This is a genomic window from Methylobacterium sp. E-005, from assembly GCF_022829725.1.
GTDB lineage: Bacteria > Pseudomonadota > Alphaproteobacteria > Rhizobiales > Beijerinckiaceae > Methylobacterium.
The window spans coordinates 193,272-208,046 of record NZ_JAKSYG010000256.1 but is presented as its reverse complement, the minus strand read 5'-3'; the positions used below and the strand labels follow the sequence as shown (position 1 = coordinate 208,046).

Annotated in this window: 13 protein-coding genes; 2 read left to right on the top strand and 11 right to left on the bottom strand. The window is 70.0% G+C overall.

The features are described 5' to 3' along the window. Nucleotides 1-30: 30 nt before the first annotated feature. Entirely contained in the window at nt 31-3,696 is a 3,666-nt protein-coding gene (gene putA / locus MKK88_RS31930) for a trifunctional transcriptional regulator/proline dehydrogenase/L-glutamate gamma-semialdehyde dehydrogenase (protein WP_244007518.1), read from the bottom strand. A gap of 210 nt (nt 3,697-3,906) precedes the next feature. Further along, nucleotides 3,907-4,569, bottom strand: coding sequence for a DUF4163 domain-containing protein (locus MKK88_RS31925; RefSeq protein WP_244007516.1), 663 nt, complete (start codon nt 4,567-4,569; stop codon nt 3,907-3,909). 152 nt (nt 4,570-4,721) lie between these two features. On the opposite strand from MKK88_RS31925, the gene MKK88_RS31920 reads away from it, so the two are divergent. After that, nucleotides 4,722-5,768 (top strand): saccharopine dehydrogenase family protein, encoded by a 1,047-nt coding sequence (locus MKK88_RS31920; RefSeq protein WP_244007514.1) that lies wholly within the window; start codon nt 4,722-4,724, stop codon nt 5,766-5,768. 223 nt (nt 5,769-5,991) lie between these two features. Here MKK88_RS31920 and MKK88_RS31915 read toward each other — a convergent pair whose 3' ends face one another. The 4 genes from MKK88_RS31915 to MKK88_RS31900 form a co-directional block, all read right to left on the bottom strand. Continuing rightward, complete coding sequence (locus tag MKK88_RS31915; RefSeq protein ID WP_244007512.1) at nt 5,992-7,515, bottom strand: UxaA family hydrolase; 1,524 nt, start codon at nt 7,513-7,515, stop codon at nt 5,992-5,994. Between the two features lie 29 nt (nt 7,516-7,544). Then, a complete protein-coding gene (locus MKK88_RS31910; protein WP_244007510.1) occupies nt 7,545-8,855 on the bottom strand; it encodes an MFS transporter in 1,311 nt (436 codons plus the stop codon). Nucleotides 8,856-8,951: 96 nt separating this feature from the next. Further along, the gene (locus tag MKK88_RS31905; protein WP_244007509.1) at nt 8,952-10,022 is read right to left on the bottom strand and encodes a malate/lactate/ureidoglycolate dehydrogenase; all 1,071 of its coding nucleotides are present in this window, start codon (nt 10,020-10,022) and stop codon (nt 8,952-8,954) included. 103 nt (nt 10,023-10,125) lie between these two features. Beyond that, nucleotides 10,126-10,761 (bottom strand): DUF1194 domain-containing protein, encoded by a 636-nt coding sequence (locus tag MKK88_RS31900; protein WP_244007507.1) that lies wholly within the window; start codon nt 10,759-10,761, stop codon nt 10,126-10,128. A 327-nt stretch (nt 10,762-11,088) separates the two neighbouring features. Here MKK88_RS31900 and MKK88_RS31895 point away from each other — a divergent pair, with 327 nt between their 5' ends. Beyond that, nucleotides 11,089-11,310: a hypothetical protein gene (locus MKK88_RS31895; protein ID WP_244007505.1), complete on the top strand. Its 222-nt coding sequence runs from the start codon at nt 11,089-11,091 to the stop codon at nt 11,308-11,310. 29 nt (nt 11,311-11,339) lie between these two features. Here MKK88_RS31895 and MKK88_RS31890 read toward each other — a convergent pair whose 3' ends face one another. The 5 genes from MKK88_RS31890 to MKK88_RS31875 form a co-directional block, all read right to left on the bottom strand. Then, nucleotides 11,340-12,107, bottom strand: a complete 768-nt coding sequence (locus tag MKK88_RS31890; RefSeq protein WP_244007503.1) for a DUF1223 domain-containing protein — start codon at nt 12,105-12,107, stop codon at nt 11,340-11,342. Nucleotides 12,108-12,114: 7 nt separating this feature from the next. Further along, nucleotides 12,115-13,131: a lipid A biosynthesis lauroyl acyltransferase gene (locus tag MKK88_RS31885; protein WP_244007501.1), complete on the bottom strand. Its 1,017-nt coding sequence runs from the start codon at nt 13,129-13,131 to the stop codon at nt 12,115-12,117. Nucleotides 13,132-13,216: 85 nt separating this feature from the next. Further along, nucleotides 13,217-14,242, bottom strand: a complete 1,026-nt coding sequence (locus MKK88_RS31880; RefSeq protein ID WP_244007955.1) for a zinc-binding dehydrogenase — start codon at nt 14,240-14,242, stop codon at nt 13,217-13,219. Beyond that, nucleotides 14,242-14,367 carry a hypothetical protein gene (locus MKK88_RS34005; protein ID WP_279602669.1) on the bottom strand — a complete coding sequence of 42 codons (126 nt, stop codon included), beginning with the start codon at nt 14,365-14,367 and terminating at the stop codon, nt 14,242-14,244. Before MKK88_RS34005 ends, MKK88_RS31880 begins: the two co-directional genes overlap by 1 nt. Nucleotides 14,368-14,462: 95 nt before the next feature. Next, the gene (locus MKK88_RS31875) at nt 14,463-14,750 is read right to left on the bottom strand and encodes an SH3 domain-containing protein (protein WP_244007498.1); all 288 of its coding nucleotides are present in this window, start codon (nt 14,748-14,750) and stop codon (nt 14,463-14,465) included. Nucleotides 14,751-14,775: the final 25 nt, after the last annotated feature.

Below are 14,775 nucleotides of genomic sequence, written 5' to 3'. Positions count from 1 at the left end.
GCTTTCGCTTGAGGGCGAGATTACACGCCCTCACCCGACGCAGATCAGGCTGGCATTGCCTCCGGCCGCAGCGGTGTTGATCGCGGTCGATACCTCTTCGACGAGACCGGCCGCGTCATAGAGGTCGCCCCGCTCCAGCCCGTCCAGCGTGCGTGCCTGGATCGACAGGATCGCGCCGGGCCGGGCCGCGACGGCCGCGGACAGAATCCGCAAAACGTCCGGATTGCCCTCGAACAGGATCGCCCGGACATCACCCGCCGCTTCGAGATCCGGGGCGTGTGCGACCCGATCCGCCATTCCGACCGGTAGCGCCCGCAGGACGGCGCTGTGCCGCTCGTCGCCCACCACGATGGCCTCGCCGCCGCAGGACAGAATCGTCCCGATCTGGATCAGCAGCCCCGCTTCCGTCTCGGCGAGGGCCGCGATCCGCCCGCGCGGGCGCAGGCCGTAGAGGTTGCGCTCGCCGACCGGCCCTGTCAGCGCGATCTCCCCCAACGCCGGGTAGCGCATCCTGGTCAGACGTTCCGCCAGGGCGCCGTGGCCCCGCGCGCTCAGCCAAACGAGATAGGTCGGGAGCGGGAACGCGTCCGCCGCCAGCCCGTCGAGCGCCCGGTCCGGCGTACGACGCACCAGACGACCGAGGTAGAGCGGCCCGCCGGCCTTCGGTCCCGTCCCGGACAGGCCCGAACCGCCGAAGGGTTGCACGCCCACCACCGCGCCGATGATGTTGCGGTTCACGTAACGGTTGCCGGCCCGGACGTGGCCCAAGGCCCGGTCGATCGTCTGGTCGAGGCGGCTGTGCAGGCCGAAGGTCAGGCCGTAGCCGGTGGCGTCGATCGCCGACAGCAGCGCATCGAGGTCCGTCCGTCGATAGCGCAGGACGTGCAGCACCGGCCCGAAGACTTCGCGTTCGACATCCGCCACATGGTTGATCTCAATCAGGGTGGGCGGCACGAAGGTCCCGCCGGCGGTTCCGGGCGGTAGGACGCGTTCATCCACGGCAAATCCACGGTCGCGCATCGCCGCTACGTGGCAGGTGATTCCCGCGGCCGCCTCGGCGGTGATGACCGGGCCGATATCCGTGGACAGGCAGCGAGGATCGCCGACGGCCAGCTCGCGCATCGCGCCCTTCAGCATAGGCAAGATCCGGTCGGCGATTTCCTCTTGCAGGCACAGGATCCGCAGGGCCGAGCAGCGCTGACCCGCCGAGTCGAAGGCGGAGGCGATCACGTCCGCCACCACCTGCTCGGCCAGGGCGGAGGAATCCACCACCATGGCGTTCTGGCCGCCGGTCTCGGCGATAAGCGGCACGGGTTCACCGTGGCGGCCAAGCCGTTCGGCGAGGCGGCGCTGGATCGTCTTGGCGACCGCCGTCGAGCCGGTGAACATCACGCCCTGGACCCGGGGGTCGGCGACCAGGGTGGCGCCGACCGTACCGTCCCCCGGCAGAAGCTGAAGTGCTTCCTCTTGGATGCCGGCTTCATGCAGGACCCGCACCGCCTCCGCGGCGGTCAGCGGCGTCTCCTCGGCGGGCTTGGCGAGCACCGTGTTGCCGGCCGCCAAGGCGGCCGCGACCTGCCCGATGAAGATCGCGAGGGGAAAATTCCAGGGCGCGATGCAGGCCACGGCCCCGAGCGGTTCGTGTTCCGGATAGAGCGTCCGTTCGGCCTCGGCCGCGTAGTAGCGCAAAAAATCCACCGCCTCGCGGATCTCCGCGACCGCGTTGCCGTACGACTTGCCCGCCTCGCGCACGATGAGGCCGATGAGCGGCGGCATCCGCGCCTCGAAGATGTCGGCCGCCCGGCACAGGCTAGCGGCCCGCCCGGCGGCCGACGTTCCGGCCCAGCCCGGCGCGGCCGCCTCGGCACGCGCTAGTGCCCGGTCGATGCAGGCCGCCGTTGCCGGTCGATAGACGCCAACCACGTCCCGGTGATCGGCTGGGTTCCGAACGGGGATATCCGCCGCATCGCAACCCCGCGACAACGCCCGCCACGTTGTCCGGCCGCTTGCTGCGAGCCCGTCCGCAAGCTGCCGGAGCGCCGCCTCGTCGGCGAGATCGAGGCCGGCGGCATTCATCCGGGCCGGCGCGTAAAGATTTGGCGGCAAGGCGATCCGCTCGTGTCCCGCGCCCGGTACCGGCATGGCCTCCACCAGGGCGACCGGATCGGCAATCAGCGTCTCGACCGGCACCGCTTCATCGGCGACGCGATTCACGAATGAGGTATTCGCCCCGTTCTCGAGAAGCCGACGCACGAGATAGGCGAGCAGCGTCTCATGCGTCCCGACCGGCGCGTAGATCCGGCACGGGCGCCGCAGGTCCAAGCCGGACACCACGCTCTCGTAGAGCGGCTCGCCCATCCCGTGCAGGCACTGGAACTCGTATTGGCCGAGCTCGAAATCCGGCCCCGCCATCTCGACGACGCTGGCGAGCGTCTGCGCGTTGTGGGTGGCGAATTGCGGAAACACCGCGTCGGGCGCATCGAGCAGCCGGCGCGCGCAGGCGAGATACGACACGTCGGTATGGACCTTCCGGGTGAAGACCGGGAAGTCGGTGAGCCCGTCCACCTGTGCGTGCTTGATCTCGCTGTCCCAGTAAGCGCCCTTGACGAGGCGCACCATCAAGCGCCGCCGGCTGCGCCGGGCGAGGTCGATCAGACCATCGATCACGAACGGGCAGCGCTTGCCATAAGCCTGGACCACGAAGCCGAGCCCGTCCCAGCCGGCAAGCTCCGGATCCACAGCGAGCCGTTCCAGGATATCCAGCGACAGGTCGAGCCGGTCGGCCTCTTCGGCATCGATGTTGAGGCCGATGGCGTAGTCCCTGGCGAGACGGGCCAAGCCCAGGACGCGCGGCACAAGCTCGGTCAGGACGCGTCCACGTTGCGAACGGACGTAGCGCGGATGGAGCGCCGACAGCTTGATCGAGATCCCCGGCCCGCGCAGGACCCCGCGCCTAGCCGAAGCCTCGCCGATCGCCCGTATCGCGTTCTCGTAGGAGGCTAAGTACCGCGCCGCATCCTCGGCGGTGACCGCGGCCTCGCCCAGCATGTCGTACGAGTAGGTAAAGCCCTTTGCCTCCATCCGGGCGGCGTTGCGCAGGGCCTCCTCGATCGACCGGCCGGTGACGAACTGCTCGCCCATCATCCGGACGGCGAGATCGACGCCACCGCGAATCAGCGGCTCGCCACCGCGGGCGATCAAGCGGGTGAGCGCGGCAGACAGTCCGGCCTCGTCCCGGGTTGCGACGAGGCGGCCGGTGACCAGCAGGCCCCAGGTCGCCGCGTTGACGAAGGGCGACGGGCTGTGGCCGAGATGGGCCGCCCAATCACCGCGCACGATCTTGTCGCGGATCAGTGCGTCGCGGGTGGCCGCATCGGGGATGCGCAGGAGCGCCTCGGCGAGGCACATCAGGGCGACGCCCTCGTCGCTCGACAGGGCATATTCGTGGATCAGGCCTTCGACCCCGCCGCGACGGCCTCGGCGGCGCAGGGATTCGACGAGCGCCCGGGCCATCGCGGCGACGCGGGCCGCAGCCTCGCCGGGCAGGCGCGCCTGGTCGAGGAGCGGCGCGATACAATCCGGCTCGAGGCGCCGGCAGGCCGCGACCACGGCCTGCCGCAGGGGCGAAAGCTCGGGCAGGTCGGCGAAAGCTCCGACCGGGTCGGCCGCGCCGTCGGCGATGCGGGACGCGAGCATGAATCATCCCCGGACGCTGCGGCGGCTCACCCACCAGACCGGCAGGCTACGCCGTCCGCGGCCGCTGTTTAAGCCCCGACCGACGTCTCGCTCATCAGGCCGTCACGGCGCGGCATGCGCGGCCTCGATCGCGTCGGTGAGGACGGGCTGGGCACCCGCCTGCCGCAGAATCGCGTTCGGGATGACGACGGTGTCGGCGCAGGCTTGTGCTTAGTGGGGCAGATCGAACTGGACGGCGAGGCCGCCCGCTTTGGCATCGAGCCATGCCATCATGCCCGGCGGGTCGCTCTGCGTGGTTTCCTGCACGACCTCACGGCACGCGGTGTCGTCCCCATCGCGCTCCACCTTGCTGTCCTTCGGACGGTAGCGTTCGAGATACAGGGCGTGCAGCCGCTTGGAGGCGAGGGTCACCATCTTGGTCCCGTCCAGGCCTTCGGCGAGGGCGACCGTGCCGGTCAGCGTCGGCGGAAGCAGCTTGGTCCAATCGACCGGCGCGCCGGTCGTCAGGTCGTACACGATCGCCATCAGGCTGGTGCTCGGATGGGCACCACCGCAGAACATGTCGTCGTCGATCGCGACACTCAGGAAGCGCGGGCCGCGCATCGGTGTCCGGACCGTCCGAGTCCAGGAACTGCGCGCCCCGCCATCCGCTTGGCAGGACTTCGCGGCCTTGCGGACATTGCCGTCGAGCCGCCGGAGCGCGGCGTTGATCCGCCGCTCCGCATCGTCGGCTGGCGCCGCGATCTGCGGCATCGCCGCTAGGCCCGGCTTCAACTCTGGCTGCGCCGTCACCGTGACCGGCCGATCGGCCGCCCAGGACGAGCCAGCGAGAACGGCCAGAAGGACGCTTGCGCCGAGCTGAGATCGAAACATCCGGTTCATCGTCGCGTCGCTCCTGGGCGAATCGGGTCGCACCCCGGCGCATTGACCGCGCTGCTGCGCTCCGGGCCGAGCACCGATGCGGCGAAGCCACGCGGGGCGCTGCGCGCTTTCACACACGCGGTCGCGGTGGCAGAACGCCGGCCATGAGCACGATCCTCATCTACGGCGCCACCGGCTATACCGGCATGCTGCTCGCCGAACACGCGCTCGCACAGGGCCTGCGACCGATCCTGGCCGGGCGAGACCCGGAGAAGCTGCGCCCGCTCGCCCAGCGGCTCGGCCTCGAATCGCGTGCCGCGCGCCTCGACGAGCCGGATCGCCTGCGAGCCACGCTCGCGGGCGTCAGATCGGTGATCCACGCCGCCGGCCCCTTCTCCAACACCGCCCGACCGATGGCCGAGGCGTGCCTCGCCGCGGGGGCGCATTACGTCGACATCACCGGCGAGATCTCGGTGCTGGAGGCGCTCGCCGCCCGGGACGCGGAGGCGAAGGCCGCCGGTATCGTGCTGCTGCCCGCCGCGGGGTTCGACGTCGTGCCGAGCGATTGCCTGGCAGCGCACGTGGCGCGGCGGCTTCCGGGCGCGACGCATCTGCGGATCTCGATCGGCGGGTTCGGCGGCTTCAGCCGGGGGACGGCCCGCACCATGGTCGAGGGTATCGCCTGGGGCACGCGGGTCCGGCGGGACGGCCGGATCGTCGAACTCCCGAGCCCGCCCCGCGGAAGCGCCGATTTCGGCCGCGGGCCGCGCCGGACCGTGGGGCTCGGCTGGGGCGACGTGTCGAGCGCGTGGTACTCGACCGGCGTCCCGAACATCGATGTGTATTTCGAGGCGTTACCCGCCATGGCGGCCGCCGCCGGGCTGCCGGCCGGGATCCGGCGGATCATCGCCAGTGGGACCGCGCAGCGGCTGATTAACCGCGGCATCGACCGGCTGCCTGCCGGGCCGTCCGAGGCGGCGCGGAAAACAGCGCGCAGCACGTTTCTGGCCGAGGCCTGGGACGGTGCAGGGCGGCGGACGGCGAGCCGCATGGAGACACCCGAAGGCTACACGCTGACGGCCGCGACGGCCCTTGAGGTCGCCCGACGCCTCGCCGCGGGCACGGTGCCGGCGGGCTTCCACACGCCGGTGACCGCCTTCGGCCCCGACTTCATCCTCGATTTTCCGGGCGTGGTGCGGACCGACCTTTGATCCTCCAAGGCATACGGCACAAGACCGGGAAACCCTGAGATCGGTTGTCCAATCCACTCCCTCATCCTGAGGTGCCGGAGCGCAGCGCAGGCCTCGAAGGAGCCCTCCGGAGATCGCGCGTCTCCTCGAGCCCTCCTTCGAGGCCCGCTGACGCGGGCACCTCAGGATGAGGGGATTGAGTGGGATCGACCCGGCCGAGCGCTGTCGTGAACCGCGCTACGCCTCACACCGTCGCGCCGATCTGCCAGGGGGCGAATTCCGACGATCCGAAATCGAACTGCTCGCTCTTCGTCCGCTCGCCGCCCGCGACCTTCAGGATCAGCTCGAAAATCCGCCGCCCGGCCTGCTCGACGCTCTCCTCCCCGTCGAGGATGGTGCCGCAATTGACGTCCATATCCTCCTCGAGCCGCCGGTACATGGCCGAGTTGGTGGCGATCTTGATCGAGGGCGCTGGCTTGCAGCCGAACACGCTGCCGCGCCCGGTGGTGAAGCACACGAGATTCGCCCCGCCCGCCACCTGCCCGGTCGCCGAGACCGGGTCGTAGCCGGGCGTGTCCATGAAGACGAAGCCCTTCGCGGTGACCGGGTCGGCGTAGCGCAACACGTCCACGAGGTTGGTGCTCCCGGCCTTCGCCATGGCACCGAGCGACTTCTCCAGGATCGTGGTCAGGCCGCCGGCCTTGTTGCCGGGGGACGGGTTGGCGTCGATTTCCGAGCCCTCCTTGCGGGTGTACTCCTCCCACCAGCGCATCAGGTCGACGAGCTTCTGCCCCACCTCCGGGCTCACGGCGCGGCGGGTGAACAGGTGCTCGGCCCCGTAGGTCTCGGTGGTCTCCGACAGGATCACCGTGCCGCCGTTCTGCACCACGAGGTCGCTGGCGATCCCGAGCGCCGGATTGGCCGAGACGCCGGAATACCCGTCCGACCCGCCGCATTGCAGGGCGACGATCAGCTCGCTCGCCGGCACCGTCTCGCGGCGGACGACGTTGGCCTCGTCCAGGATCCCCTTCACAAAGTCGATGCCGGCCTCGACGGTCTTCCGGGTGCCGCCGAGGCTCTGGATGTTCATGCTGCGGATCCGGTCGCCGAGCCCCTGCTCCTCCAGGAAGGCGCCGATCTGGTTCACCTCGCAGCCGAGGCCGATCATCACGATGTGCGAGAAGTTGACGTGCCTCGCGTAGCCCGCGAGCGTCCGGCGCAGGAGCCGCAGCGGCTCGCCCATCGCCATGCCGCAGCCGGTCTTGTGGGTGAGCGCCACCACGCCATCGACGTTCGGATAGGCGGCCAGCGGATCGAGCCCGAGGATCGGATGGCGCCGGAACGCGTCGGCGATCAGGTCGGCGACATGGGCGCTGCAATTCACCGAGGTGAGAATGCCGACATAGTTGCGGGTCGCCACCCGCCCGTCCGGCCGGCGGATGCCCTGGAAGGTCGCGGGCGGCGTGACGAGCCGGGTCGGCTTGGCATCGACCCCGAACGCGTAGTCCCGGGCGAACTCGCCCATCCCGAGGTTGTGGACGTGGACGTGCCGCCCGGCGGCGATCTCCTCCTTCGCGAAGCCGATGATCTGGCCGTACTTCGTCACCGCCTCGCCGCTCCGGTGCGGGCGCACCGCGACCTTGTGGCCGGCCGGAATCCGCTCGGCGGCGATGACGCCCTCCGCGACCGGCGTGCCGGGCTCGATGGCGCCGCGGGCGACCACGACGCCGTCGTCTGGGCGCAGGGTGATGACGGGATAGGCGGCCATGGCTGTCTCCTGGCGATGCGTTGTGGCGCTCATCGGGCCGCCTCGGGCCGCAGCGCCGGAGCGCGAGCCTCACGGACCGGCAGCGGCGCGATCTCGCCGACCACGAACAGGTAGATGAAGGCGCCGAGCAGGCAGAAGCCGCCGGCCACGATCAGCGGGATGACGAAGGAGCCCTGCGTGACGGTCAGCATCACGCCGGTGAAGGTGGTGGTCACGATGCCGGCGACGTTCGACGCGAAATTCTGGATGCCGCCGATCGAGGCCACGTGGGCGGGCGTCGGCGCAACGTCCCCGGGCAGCGCCCAGATCGAGGCCGCCGTGAAGGCGAGGCTGCCATAGGCGACCGCGAAGCACAGCAAAGCCACGTAGACGTTGGGCGCGATGATCGAGAGCGTGATCACCGAGGACATCAGCATGCCGCCGACGAGGCAGGTCTTGCGGGCGGCGGTGAGGCTCCAGCCCCGGCGGTAGAGCGCGTCGGAGGCAAAGCCGCCGAGCCAGCCCGCGGGGATCGATGCGAGCGCCGGCAGGCTGCCGAGCGTGCCGAGTTCGGCGAGCGAGAAGCCCCGCGCCTTCACGAGGTAGGTCGGGAACCACGTGATGAAGAAGTAGATCACGAAGTTCAGGCAGAAGAACCCGGCCATCATCCCCCAGACCGTGCGGTAGCGGAACAGGGACAGCCACGGCACCTGTTCCTGCGCCTCGGCGGCGTGGACCGCCTTCGGCCGGTCCTGCGCGGCGCGCAGGCGCGCGAGGTCGTCGGCCGAGACGGCGGGGTGATTCTCGGGCTCGCGGTAGAGCCACATCCAGAACACGGCCCAGACGAAGCCGAGCACGCCGGTGATGATGAAGGATTCGCGCCAGCCCAGCGTCGCGATCACCCAGGAGACCAGCGGGATCGCGAGCGCCGAGCCGACCCGCGAGCCGCTGTCGAAGATGCTGCTGGCGAAGCTCCGCTCGCTGCGCGGGAACCACGAGGCCGCAACCTTGGCGAAGGACGGGTAGGCGCCGGCCTCGCCGACGCCGAGCAGCATGCGCAGGCCCAGCAGCGACAGGAAGCCCCGCCCCGCCGCGGTGAGCGCCGTGCAGGCCGACCACCAGACCACCGCCACGACCAGCGACAACCGCGCTCCGACCCGGTCGGCGACGTAGCCGAACGGCAATTGCATGATCGCGTAGGTCCAGAAGAAGCCCGACAGGATCAAGCCCATATCGGTCGCGTTGAGCCCCAGTTCCTTCGACATGGAGGGGGCTGCGACCGCGAGATTGGCACGATCGATGTAGTTGATGGCGTTGGCGGCCATGCAGAGGCCGATCATGAGCCAGCGTAGGCGCGGCATCGTATTCCTCCCGAAACGCGGGGATGGCGTCCCCGCTTGGCGCGGCGCCCCCATTCTGGCCGGGGGTCACCGCAATGAATGGCGTCCGCGGCCCGATCAGGCGCGGTAGGCATCTCCGTCGAGGCCGTGCGGCCGTCCGGCGGCGAGGAGTGTCTCCCAGACCGGTTCGGGCAGCGGCACGCCTTCCGCGAGGCGCTGCGCGCGCATCCGGCGCTCCGGCTCGCCGGGCAGCAGCACCTCGGCGCCCGGCATCGGGCGGGCGCTCTTGAAGAAGTCGAGATAGGTCCGCGCCTCGGTGGCCAGCACGTCCTCGGTCCCGAGGGCGGCGGGCGTCACGTAGATCGAGAGCATGCCGTTGCAGATCCGGCGCTTGCCCGGCCCCGCCGTGCCGGACCCGGTGAGCGCGCCGGCGAGCAATTCGCACATCAGCGCCAACCCGGAGCCCTTGTGCTCGCCGAAGGCCCGGATCGCGCCGGAGCCGCGCTGGTTGTCGCGCTCGACCCCCTCGAGGGGTCCGAATAGGGTCGCCGGATCTGCGCTGAGTCGGCCGTCCGGCTCGATCAGCGCGCCCTCCGGCAGCGGCTTGCCGCCCCGGGAGGCGACGAGCACCTTGCCCTCGGCCACCAACGACGTGGCAAAATCCAAGATAATCGGATCAGAATCCGGCACCGGGAAACCGGCCGAGAACGGCGCGGTGGAGAACCGCCGCTCGACGGAGCCGAACGGCGCCACCAGCAGGCTTCCCGCCACGTTGACGAAATGGACCGAGACCAGCCCGGCGGCGGCGGCCCGCTCGGACCATTCGCCGATCCGGCCGATATGCCCGGCATGCCGGAGGGCGATGATCGCCACGCCGTTCGCCCGCGCCTTGGCGATCCCGAGATCGACCGCGAAGGGGCCCGCGGTCTGGCCGAACCCGTACTGGGCATCGACCAGGGCGAAGCACGGCGCATCGGTAACGATCTCGGGTGTCCGGCCGGCCTCGACCTCGCCGCTGCGCAGCCACTCGACGTAGCGGGCCACGCGAACGACCCCGTGGCTGTCGTGGCCGGTCAGGTTGGCCGCCACGAGGAAGCGGCCGATCCGCTCGGCTTCCGCCTCGGCGCAGCCCTCACGGACAAAGATGTCCCGCACAAAGGCGGATAGCCCCTCGGCCGAAATCCGCATTCCGACTCCTCCCTGGCCGCGCCTCAACGAGCGCGTGCGAGATGAACCTAGCGCCCGTAAACGTGCCAGGCGAGCGATCCGGGTGACGCCGGCGGCGGACGCGTCACGAAATCTCGCGAATCAGCTTGGCGATGATGGCGCGCCCGAACGCGTCAAAACTCTCGGCGCTCATCACGAATGCCCCCTCGCCGCCGATGACGTGCTCCCGATAGTAGGCCGTGAGCCCGCCGGGCGGGTTGGTGTGCTCCTTCAGGAAGCTCGGCATGCCATCAGGGTCGGTGAGGACGACGATGCCGTTGATGGTGATGCCGGCCGTGACGGCCGCGTCCCGGGCGTCGGTGATGGAGCGGCCGGCATTGCCGGTGCCGTCGCCCGAGATGTCGATCACCGTCCGCTCGGTCCGGAACGGCGCCCGCGCCAGCAGATCGGCCGCGAAGCCGAGGGCTGAGCCGATCGCGGTCCGTCCGTAGAACGGGCGCGGCACACCGGCGAGCCGCGCCGCGAATAGGGCCGCATCCTCAGCGGAGCCGACGATCATCCAATCGACCGCCACGCGCTGCTCCCCGGGCCCGGCCCAATCGAACAGGGCGACGCCGATGCGTCCGGCCGCACCGTCGCCGATGGCGCGCAGGACCCGGGGATCGGCGAAGGCCTCGGCATAGCCACGCCGTTCAAGGTCGAAGCGCGCCTCGCTGATGCTCAGCGACACATCCACGGCGAGCACGAGGAGCACATCCACGTCCTGCTGATCCGCGGCCCCAGCGCGGCGCCCGGCGAGTGAGAGAGCCGCGAGCAAACCGGACAAGAGATGGCGTCGCCGCATGGCCGACACTCGATGGAGAAGGCAACGCGGCTGCGCGACCCTATCCAACGCAACGGGCTTGCCGCCTCGGCGGTTCGCGAAGCCCGCTCTGTGCCGTGATGGACCGTCAGGACAAGGTACGATTTTGTTCCGCGCGATGGTGTTGAGGCTACGCCGCTTTTGGTCCCATACCGCCGGCATCCGGCCGCGCTACGTCACGTCGGCACAGGCGTATTCCGCGCCGCAAGCCCGAGACATCCGTCCATGCAGCTCATTCGCCGGATCCTGCGCGTCATCGAAAGCCTCATCGTCGCGGCCGTGATCGGCACCGTTGCGCTCGTCAGCAGCGTCATCGACGGGATGATCGGCCTCGTCAGCCGCCTGTCTGACCGGTTCGATGCGAAGCTTGCCGAACTCGCGCGGGAATCGCGGGCCCGGCACCAGCGGGAAGGCCGGCGTCAGATCGACCCGATCGCGCTGGATTAACGACCTGGAGCTTTAGGGCCGGGGATTGCCTAAAGCCCCGGCCCCTTGGCGGCCCCGAAGATGCGACCAGGCCGGTTGTCCGCGCCACCCTGGAGCAGCACGACCCAACTGTCGGCATCGGCGATCTCGGCCTGCGTGTCGGGTACCGTGAGGGTCAGCGCCTGCCCGTTCCAATGGCCGAGGTGCAGCAACCCCCGCACCACGTTGACGTAGGTCGCAGTCCGCCCGCCATTCTCGCCGGCCTGGATCGCGATCGCCCGGCGGCGAAGCACGGGCACCAACCAGACCTCGCCACGCAGTTCCGCCTTGGCATCCGGCGCAGCGCCGATCTCGACCCAGATCCGGTCCCCGCGCGCCTCGCTGCGGATCGGGACCGGCAAGCCGCCGTGCTGGACCCCGTCCCGCATCAGCCGGTCGAGGGCGACCCTGTCCGAGCCTACTGCCACACCGCTGCCATCCACCACCGCCTGCGGCGTGAAGACCTGCCGGCCACCGCGTGCTCGAGCGTAAGCGCGCTGGCGCTCGGTGAGCGGGCGCGAGGCCAGCGTGTCCTTCCAGCCGAGGTAGTCCCAGTAAGTCACCGGCAGGGTGAGGGCGATCACCCCGGGTTGCCGCGACAGATCGCGCAGGACGGGCTCGGCCGTGCGGCAGGCGCCACACCCCTGGCTGGTGAACAGCTCCACGACCGCGTGAACCGCCTCGGCCCGCGCCGGGGAGGCAGCCGCGGTGGTGCCAAGCAGCACGGCCGCGCACAGCGCACGACGATTGCAGGTCCAGGCGCAGTGCCAACGCGTCATGAGACTATCAGAGCGTGTGGTCCGCCGTCTGGGAAATCACGTTGGCTTGAGACGGATGTACCGGTACCCCTGACGATGCCGGGTCCGTCCGGGCTTTCGGCAGCATGTCGGCACGCCACCGGCGATGCATCCACAGCCATTGCCCGGGCGTTTCGCGCACCCAGCCTTCGACCACCGCGGTCATTGCCTGCATGGCACCGGGCACGTCGATGGTCCCGTCCGCCGCCCGCGGCAAATCGAGCGGCCCGGTCAGTTCGAGCCTGAACCGGCCCTGCGGCAGGCGGACGACCCGGACGCCGTGGACCGGGCATTCGTAATGCCGGACCAGCTTGGCGAGGAGGGGATTGGCCAAGCACGGCCGGCCGAGGAACTGCACCACGACGCCGCGGGTGAAGTGCTGGTCGATTAGCTGGCCGAGGTGACCGCCCTGCTCCACCACATCGCGCATGGCGAAGACGGCACCCGGCGTCGAGGCTGCAAGCCCGCCCATGGAGCGCCGGCGGACCTCCTGTACGAGGCGTGCCGCCGCCGGGTTGTTGGGCGGCCGGAACACGGCGGTCGCGTCCAGGCCGAACCGGGCCGCGCAGATCGCCGGCAATTCCCAGTTGGCAAGATGCGCGGAGAAGATCAGGCCCGGCGCCCCGTCGTCGCGCAGGGCGAAGAAATGCTCGATCCCGGCGACCTCCGTCCGCAGCGGTCCGGCGGCCTCCGGATCGTAATCGAACAGGCTGTCGAGATGGGCGTATTCGGCTCCCACGCGGCCGAGATTATCCCAGGCCTCCAGGGCGATCCGCCTGTGCTCCGCGTCCGGCAGATCCGGGAAGGCCGCCCGCAAATTCGCCAGGGCCGTGCGGTGCGCTGGCAGGAACGGCCCGATCCGGCGCAGCATCCCGGCACCGAACGCAGTCGAGCGCTCCGGCCCGAGGAGGCGGGCGAGCAAGACCAGGGCGCGGATCAGCGGGATCATGGCATAGCCTGCGAGGCGCGGCCAGGACCGTTTCAGAACGAGGGCGAGACGCAGCACTGTTATATCCCGGGCCGATACGGGCCGCCCCCACGCACCCATACGGCTCCGTTTAAGCCATGTTCACCGCAGCGCGAAACCTGCGCTACAGACCGACGAGGATTTTTCCGAACACCGTCCGCGATTCCAGGCGCTCCAACCCCTGCGCGAAATCGGCGAGGGGGTAGACGGTATCCACCACAGGCCGGATGCCGCTCGCCATCTTGTCGAGGGCCTGGCGGATATTGGTGAGCGAGCAGCCGAACGAGCCGGTGATTCGGTATTGCTGCTGGAACAGTTGCATCAGGTTCATCGTCGCCGAGACGCCGGAGGTCGAGCCGCAGGTGACGAGACGGCCGCCGCGCTTGAGGCAGAGCAGCGAGCCGTTCCACGTATCGGCGCCGACATGCTCAAACACGACATCGACGCCCTTGCGCTTGGTCAGGCGCCGGACCTCACCCTCGAACCGCTCGGTCCGGTAGTTGATCACGTGGTCGGCGCCCAGTTCGGCGGCCCTACGGCCCTTCTCGTCGTCGCCGACCGTCGTGTAGACGGTGCAGCCGATCGCCTTGGCCATGCGGATCGCCGCGGTGCCGATCCCCGAGCCGCCGGCATGAACCAGCACGCTCTCCCCGGGCTCCAGACGGGCGTTGTCGAACAGCATGTGCTGGACGGTGCCGAAGGCGATGCCCGCGCAGGCGGCGTCGGTATCGCTCACCCCGTCCGGCACCCTCACGACCAAACGCGCCGGCAGCGTCACCAGCTCCCGGGCGAAGCCGTCGAGATGGAAACCCATCACGCCCGACACGTCTTCGCAGAGGTTGTCCCGGCCCTCGCGGCAGGCCCGGCATCGACCGCAGGTCATGGCGCCGTAGGGCACGACCCGATCGCCGGGGGCGAGATCCGAGACGCCCTCCCCAACCGCTTCGATCGCCCCTGACGCTTCCGCGCCGACCACGAGGGGCAGCTTGCGCTTGGCGAAGGCCATGCCGCGAAAACCCCAGACATCGATGAAGTTGAGGCCGACGGCGCGGATGCGGATCCGGACCTCGCCCGGACCGGGGGCGGGCGCGGGCGCGATCTCGGTCAAGCGCAGATCGCGGTCGCCGAAGAGCTGGAGGGCTTGTACCATCATCGTCTTTCAGTCGTCGGCGTACCGGTAGTCTCGGCGGCCGCGCGGATCGCCCGCGCGAGATCCGGGTCGCCCTCGACATGCCGCGCCCAAGGAACGTCGTCGCGCAGGATCCGTGTCGCCATCGCTGCACCTGCTGAAGAACGCTACGCACCACCCTTCCGCGGATCAACAGGGCCTCACCCATCCTTGCGTCCGACGGCGGGTCCCGTTTGACGGTCTATTCGGGCGCCAGATACCGTCGCCGCGCCCAACCCAGGGTCCGGCCGGCCTTGACCCGGCACCATGTCGTGCGGCTGGGTGTGTCGTTGGTACAGCCGAAGACCAGGGCGCGGACGCGGATCTCGCCGATCTGCTCGGCGGCGGCATCGGGCTCGACGCGGATGCTCAGGGCCTCGCCCGGCGCCAGGCCCGTGATCCGGTAGACCTCGGGTTCGGCCGATGCCGGACCGGCCGTGAACGAGGCCGAGAGGCAGACGATCGCTATGAAGGCAGAGCTGGCGCGCATCGATGGGTTCGTCCGGTTCGGCATC

What these genes read in the sequence shown, in the direction of transcription:
- putA (WP_244007518.1), bottom strand. Translation starts at nt 3,696, where the DNA reads ATGCTCGCGTCCCGCATCGCCGACGGCGCGGCCGACCCGGTCGGAGCT.
- MKK88_RS31925 (WP_244007516.1), bottom strand. Translation starts at nt 4,569, where the DNA reads ATGTTTCGATCTCAGCTCGGCGCAAGCGTCCTTCTGGCCGTTCTCGCT.
- MKK88_RS31920 (WP_244007514.1), top strand. Translation starts at nt 4,722, where the DNA reads ATGAGCACGATCCTCATCTACGGCGCCACCGGCTATACCGGCATGCTG.
- MKK88_RS31915 (WP_244007512.1), bottom strand. Translation starts at nt 7,515, where the DNA reads ATGGCCGCCTATCCCGTCATCACCCTGCGCCCAGACGACGGCGTCGTG.
- MKK88_RS31910 (WP_244007510.1), bottom strand. Translation starts at nt 8,855, where the DNA reads ATGCCGCGCCTACGCTGGCTCATGATCGGCCTCTGCATGGCCGCCAAC.
- MKK88_RS31905 (WP_244007509.1), bottom strand. Translation starts at nt 10,022, where the DNA reads ATGCGGATTTCGGCCGAGGGGCTATCCGCCTTTGTGCGGGACATCTTT.
- MKK88_RS31895 (WP_244007505.1), top strand. Translation starts at nt 11,089, where the DNA reads ATGCAGCTCATTCGCCGGATCCTGCGCGTCATCGAAAGCCTCATCGTC.
- MKK88_RS31890 (WP_244007503.1), bottom strand. Translation starts at nt 12,107, where the DNA reads ATGACGCGTTGGCACTGCGCCTGGACCTGCAATCGTCGTGCGCTGTGC.
- MKK88_RS31880 (WP_244007955.1), bottom strand. Translation starts at nt 14,242, where the DNA reads ATGGTACAAGCCCTCCAGCTCTTCGGCGACCGCGATCTGCGCTTGACC.
- MKK88_RS34005 (WP_279602669.1), bottom strand. Translation starts at nt 14,367, where the DNA reads ATGGCGACACGGATCCTGCGCGACGACGTTCCTTGGGCGCGGCATGTC.
- MKK88_RS31875 (WP_244007498.1), bottom strand. Translation starts at nt 14,750, where the DNA reads ATGCGCGCCAGCTCTGCCTTCATAGCGATCGTCTGCCTCTCGGCCTCG.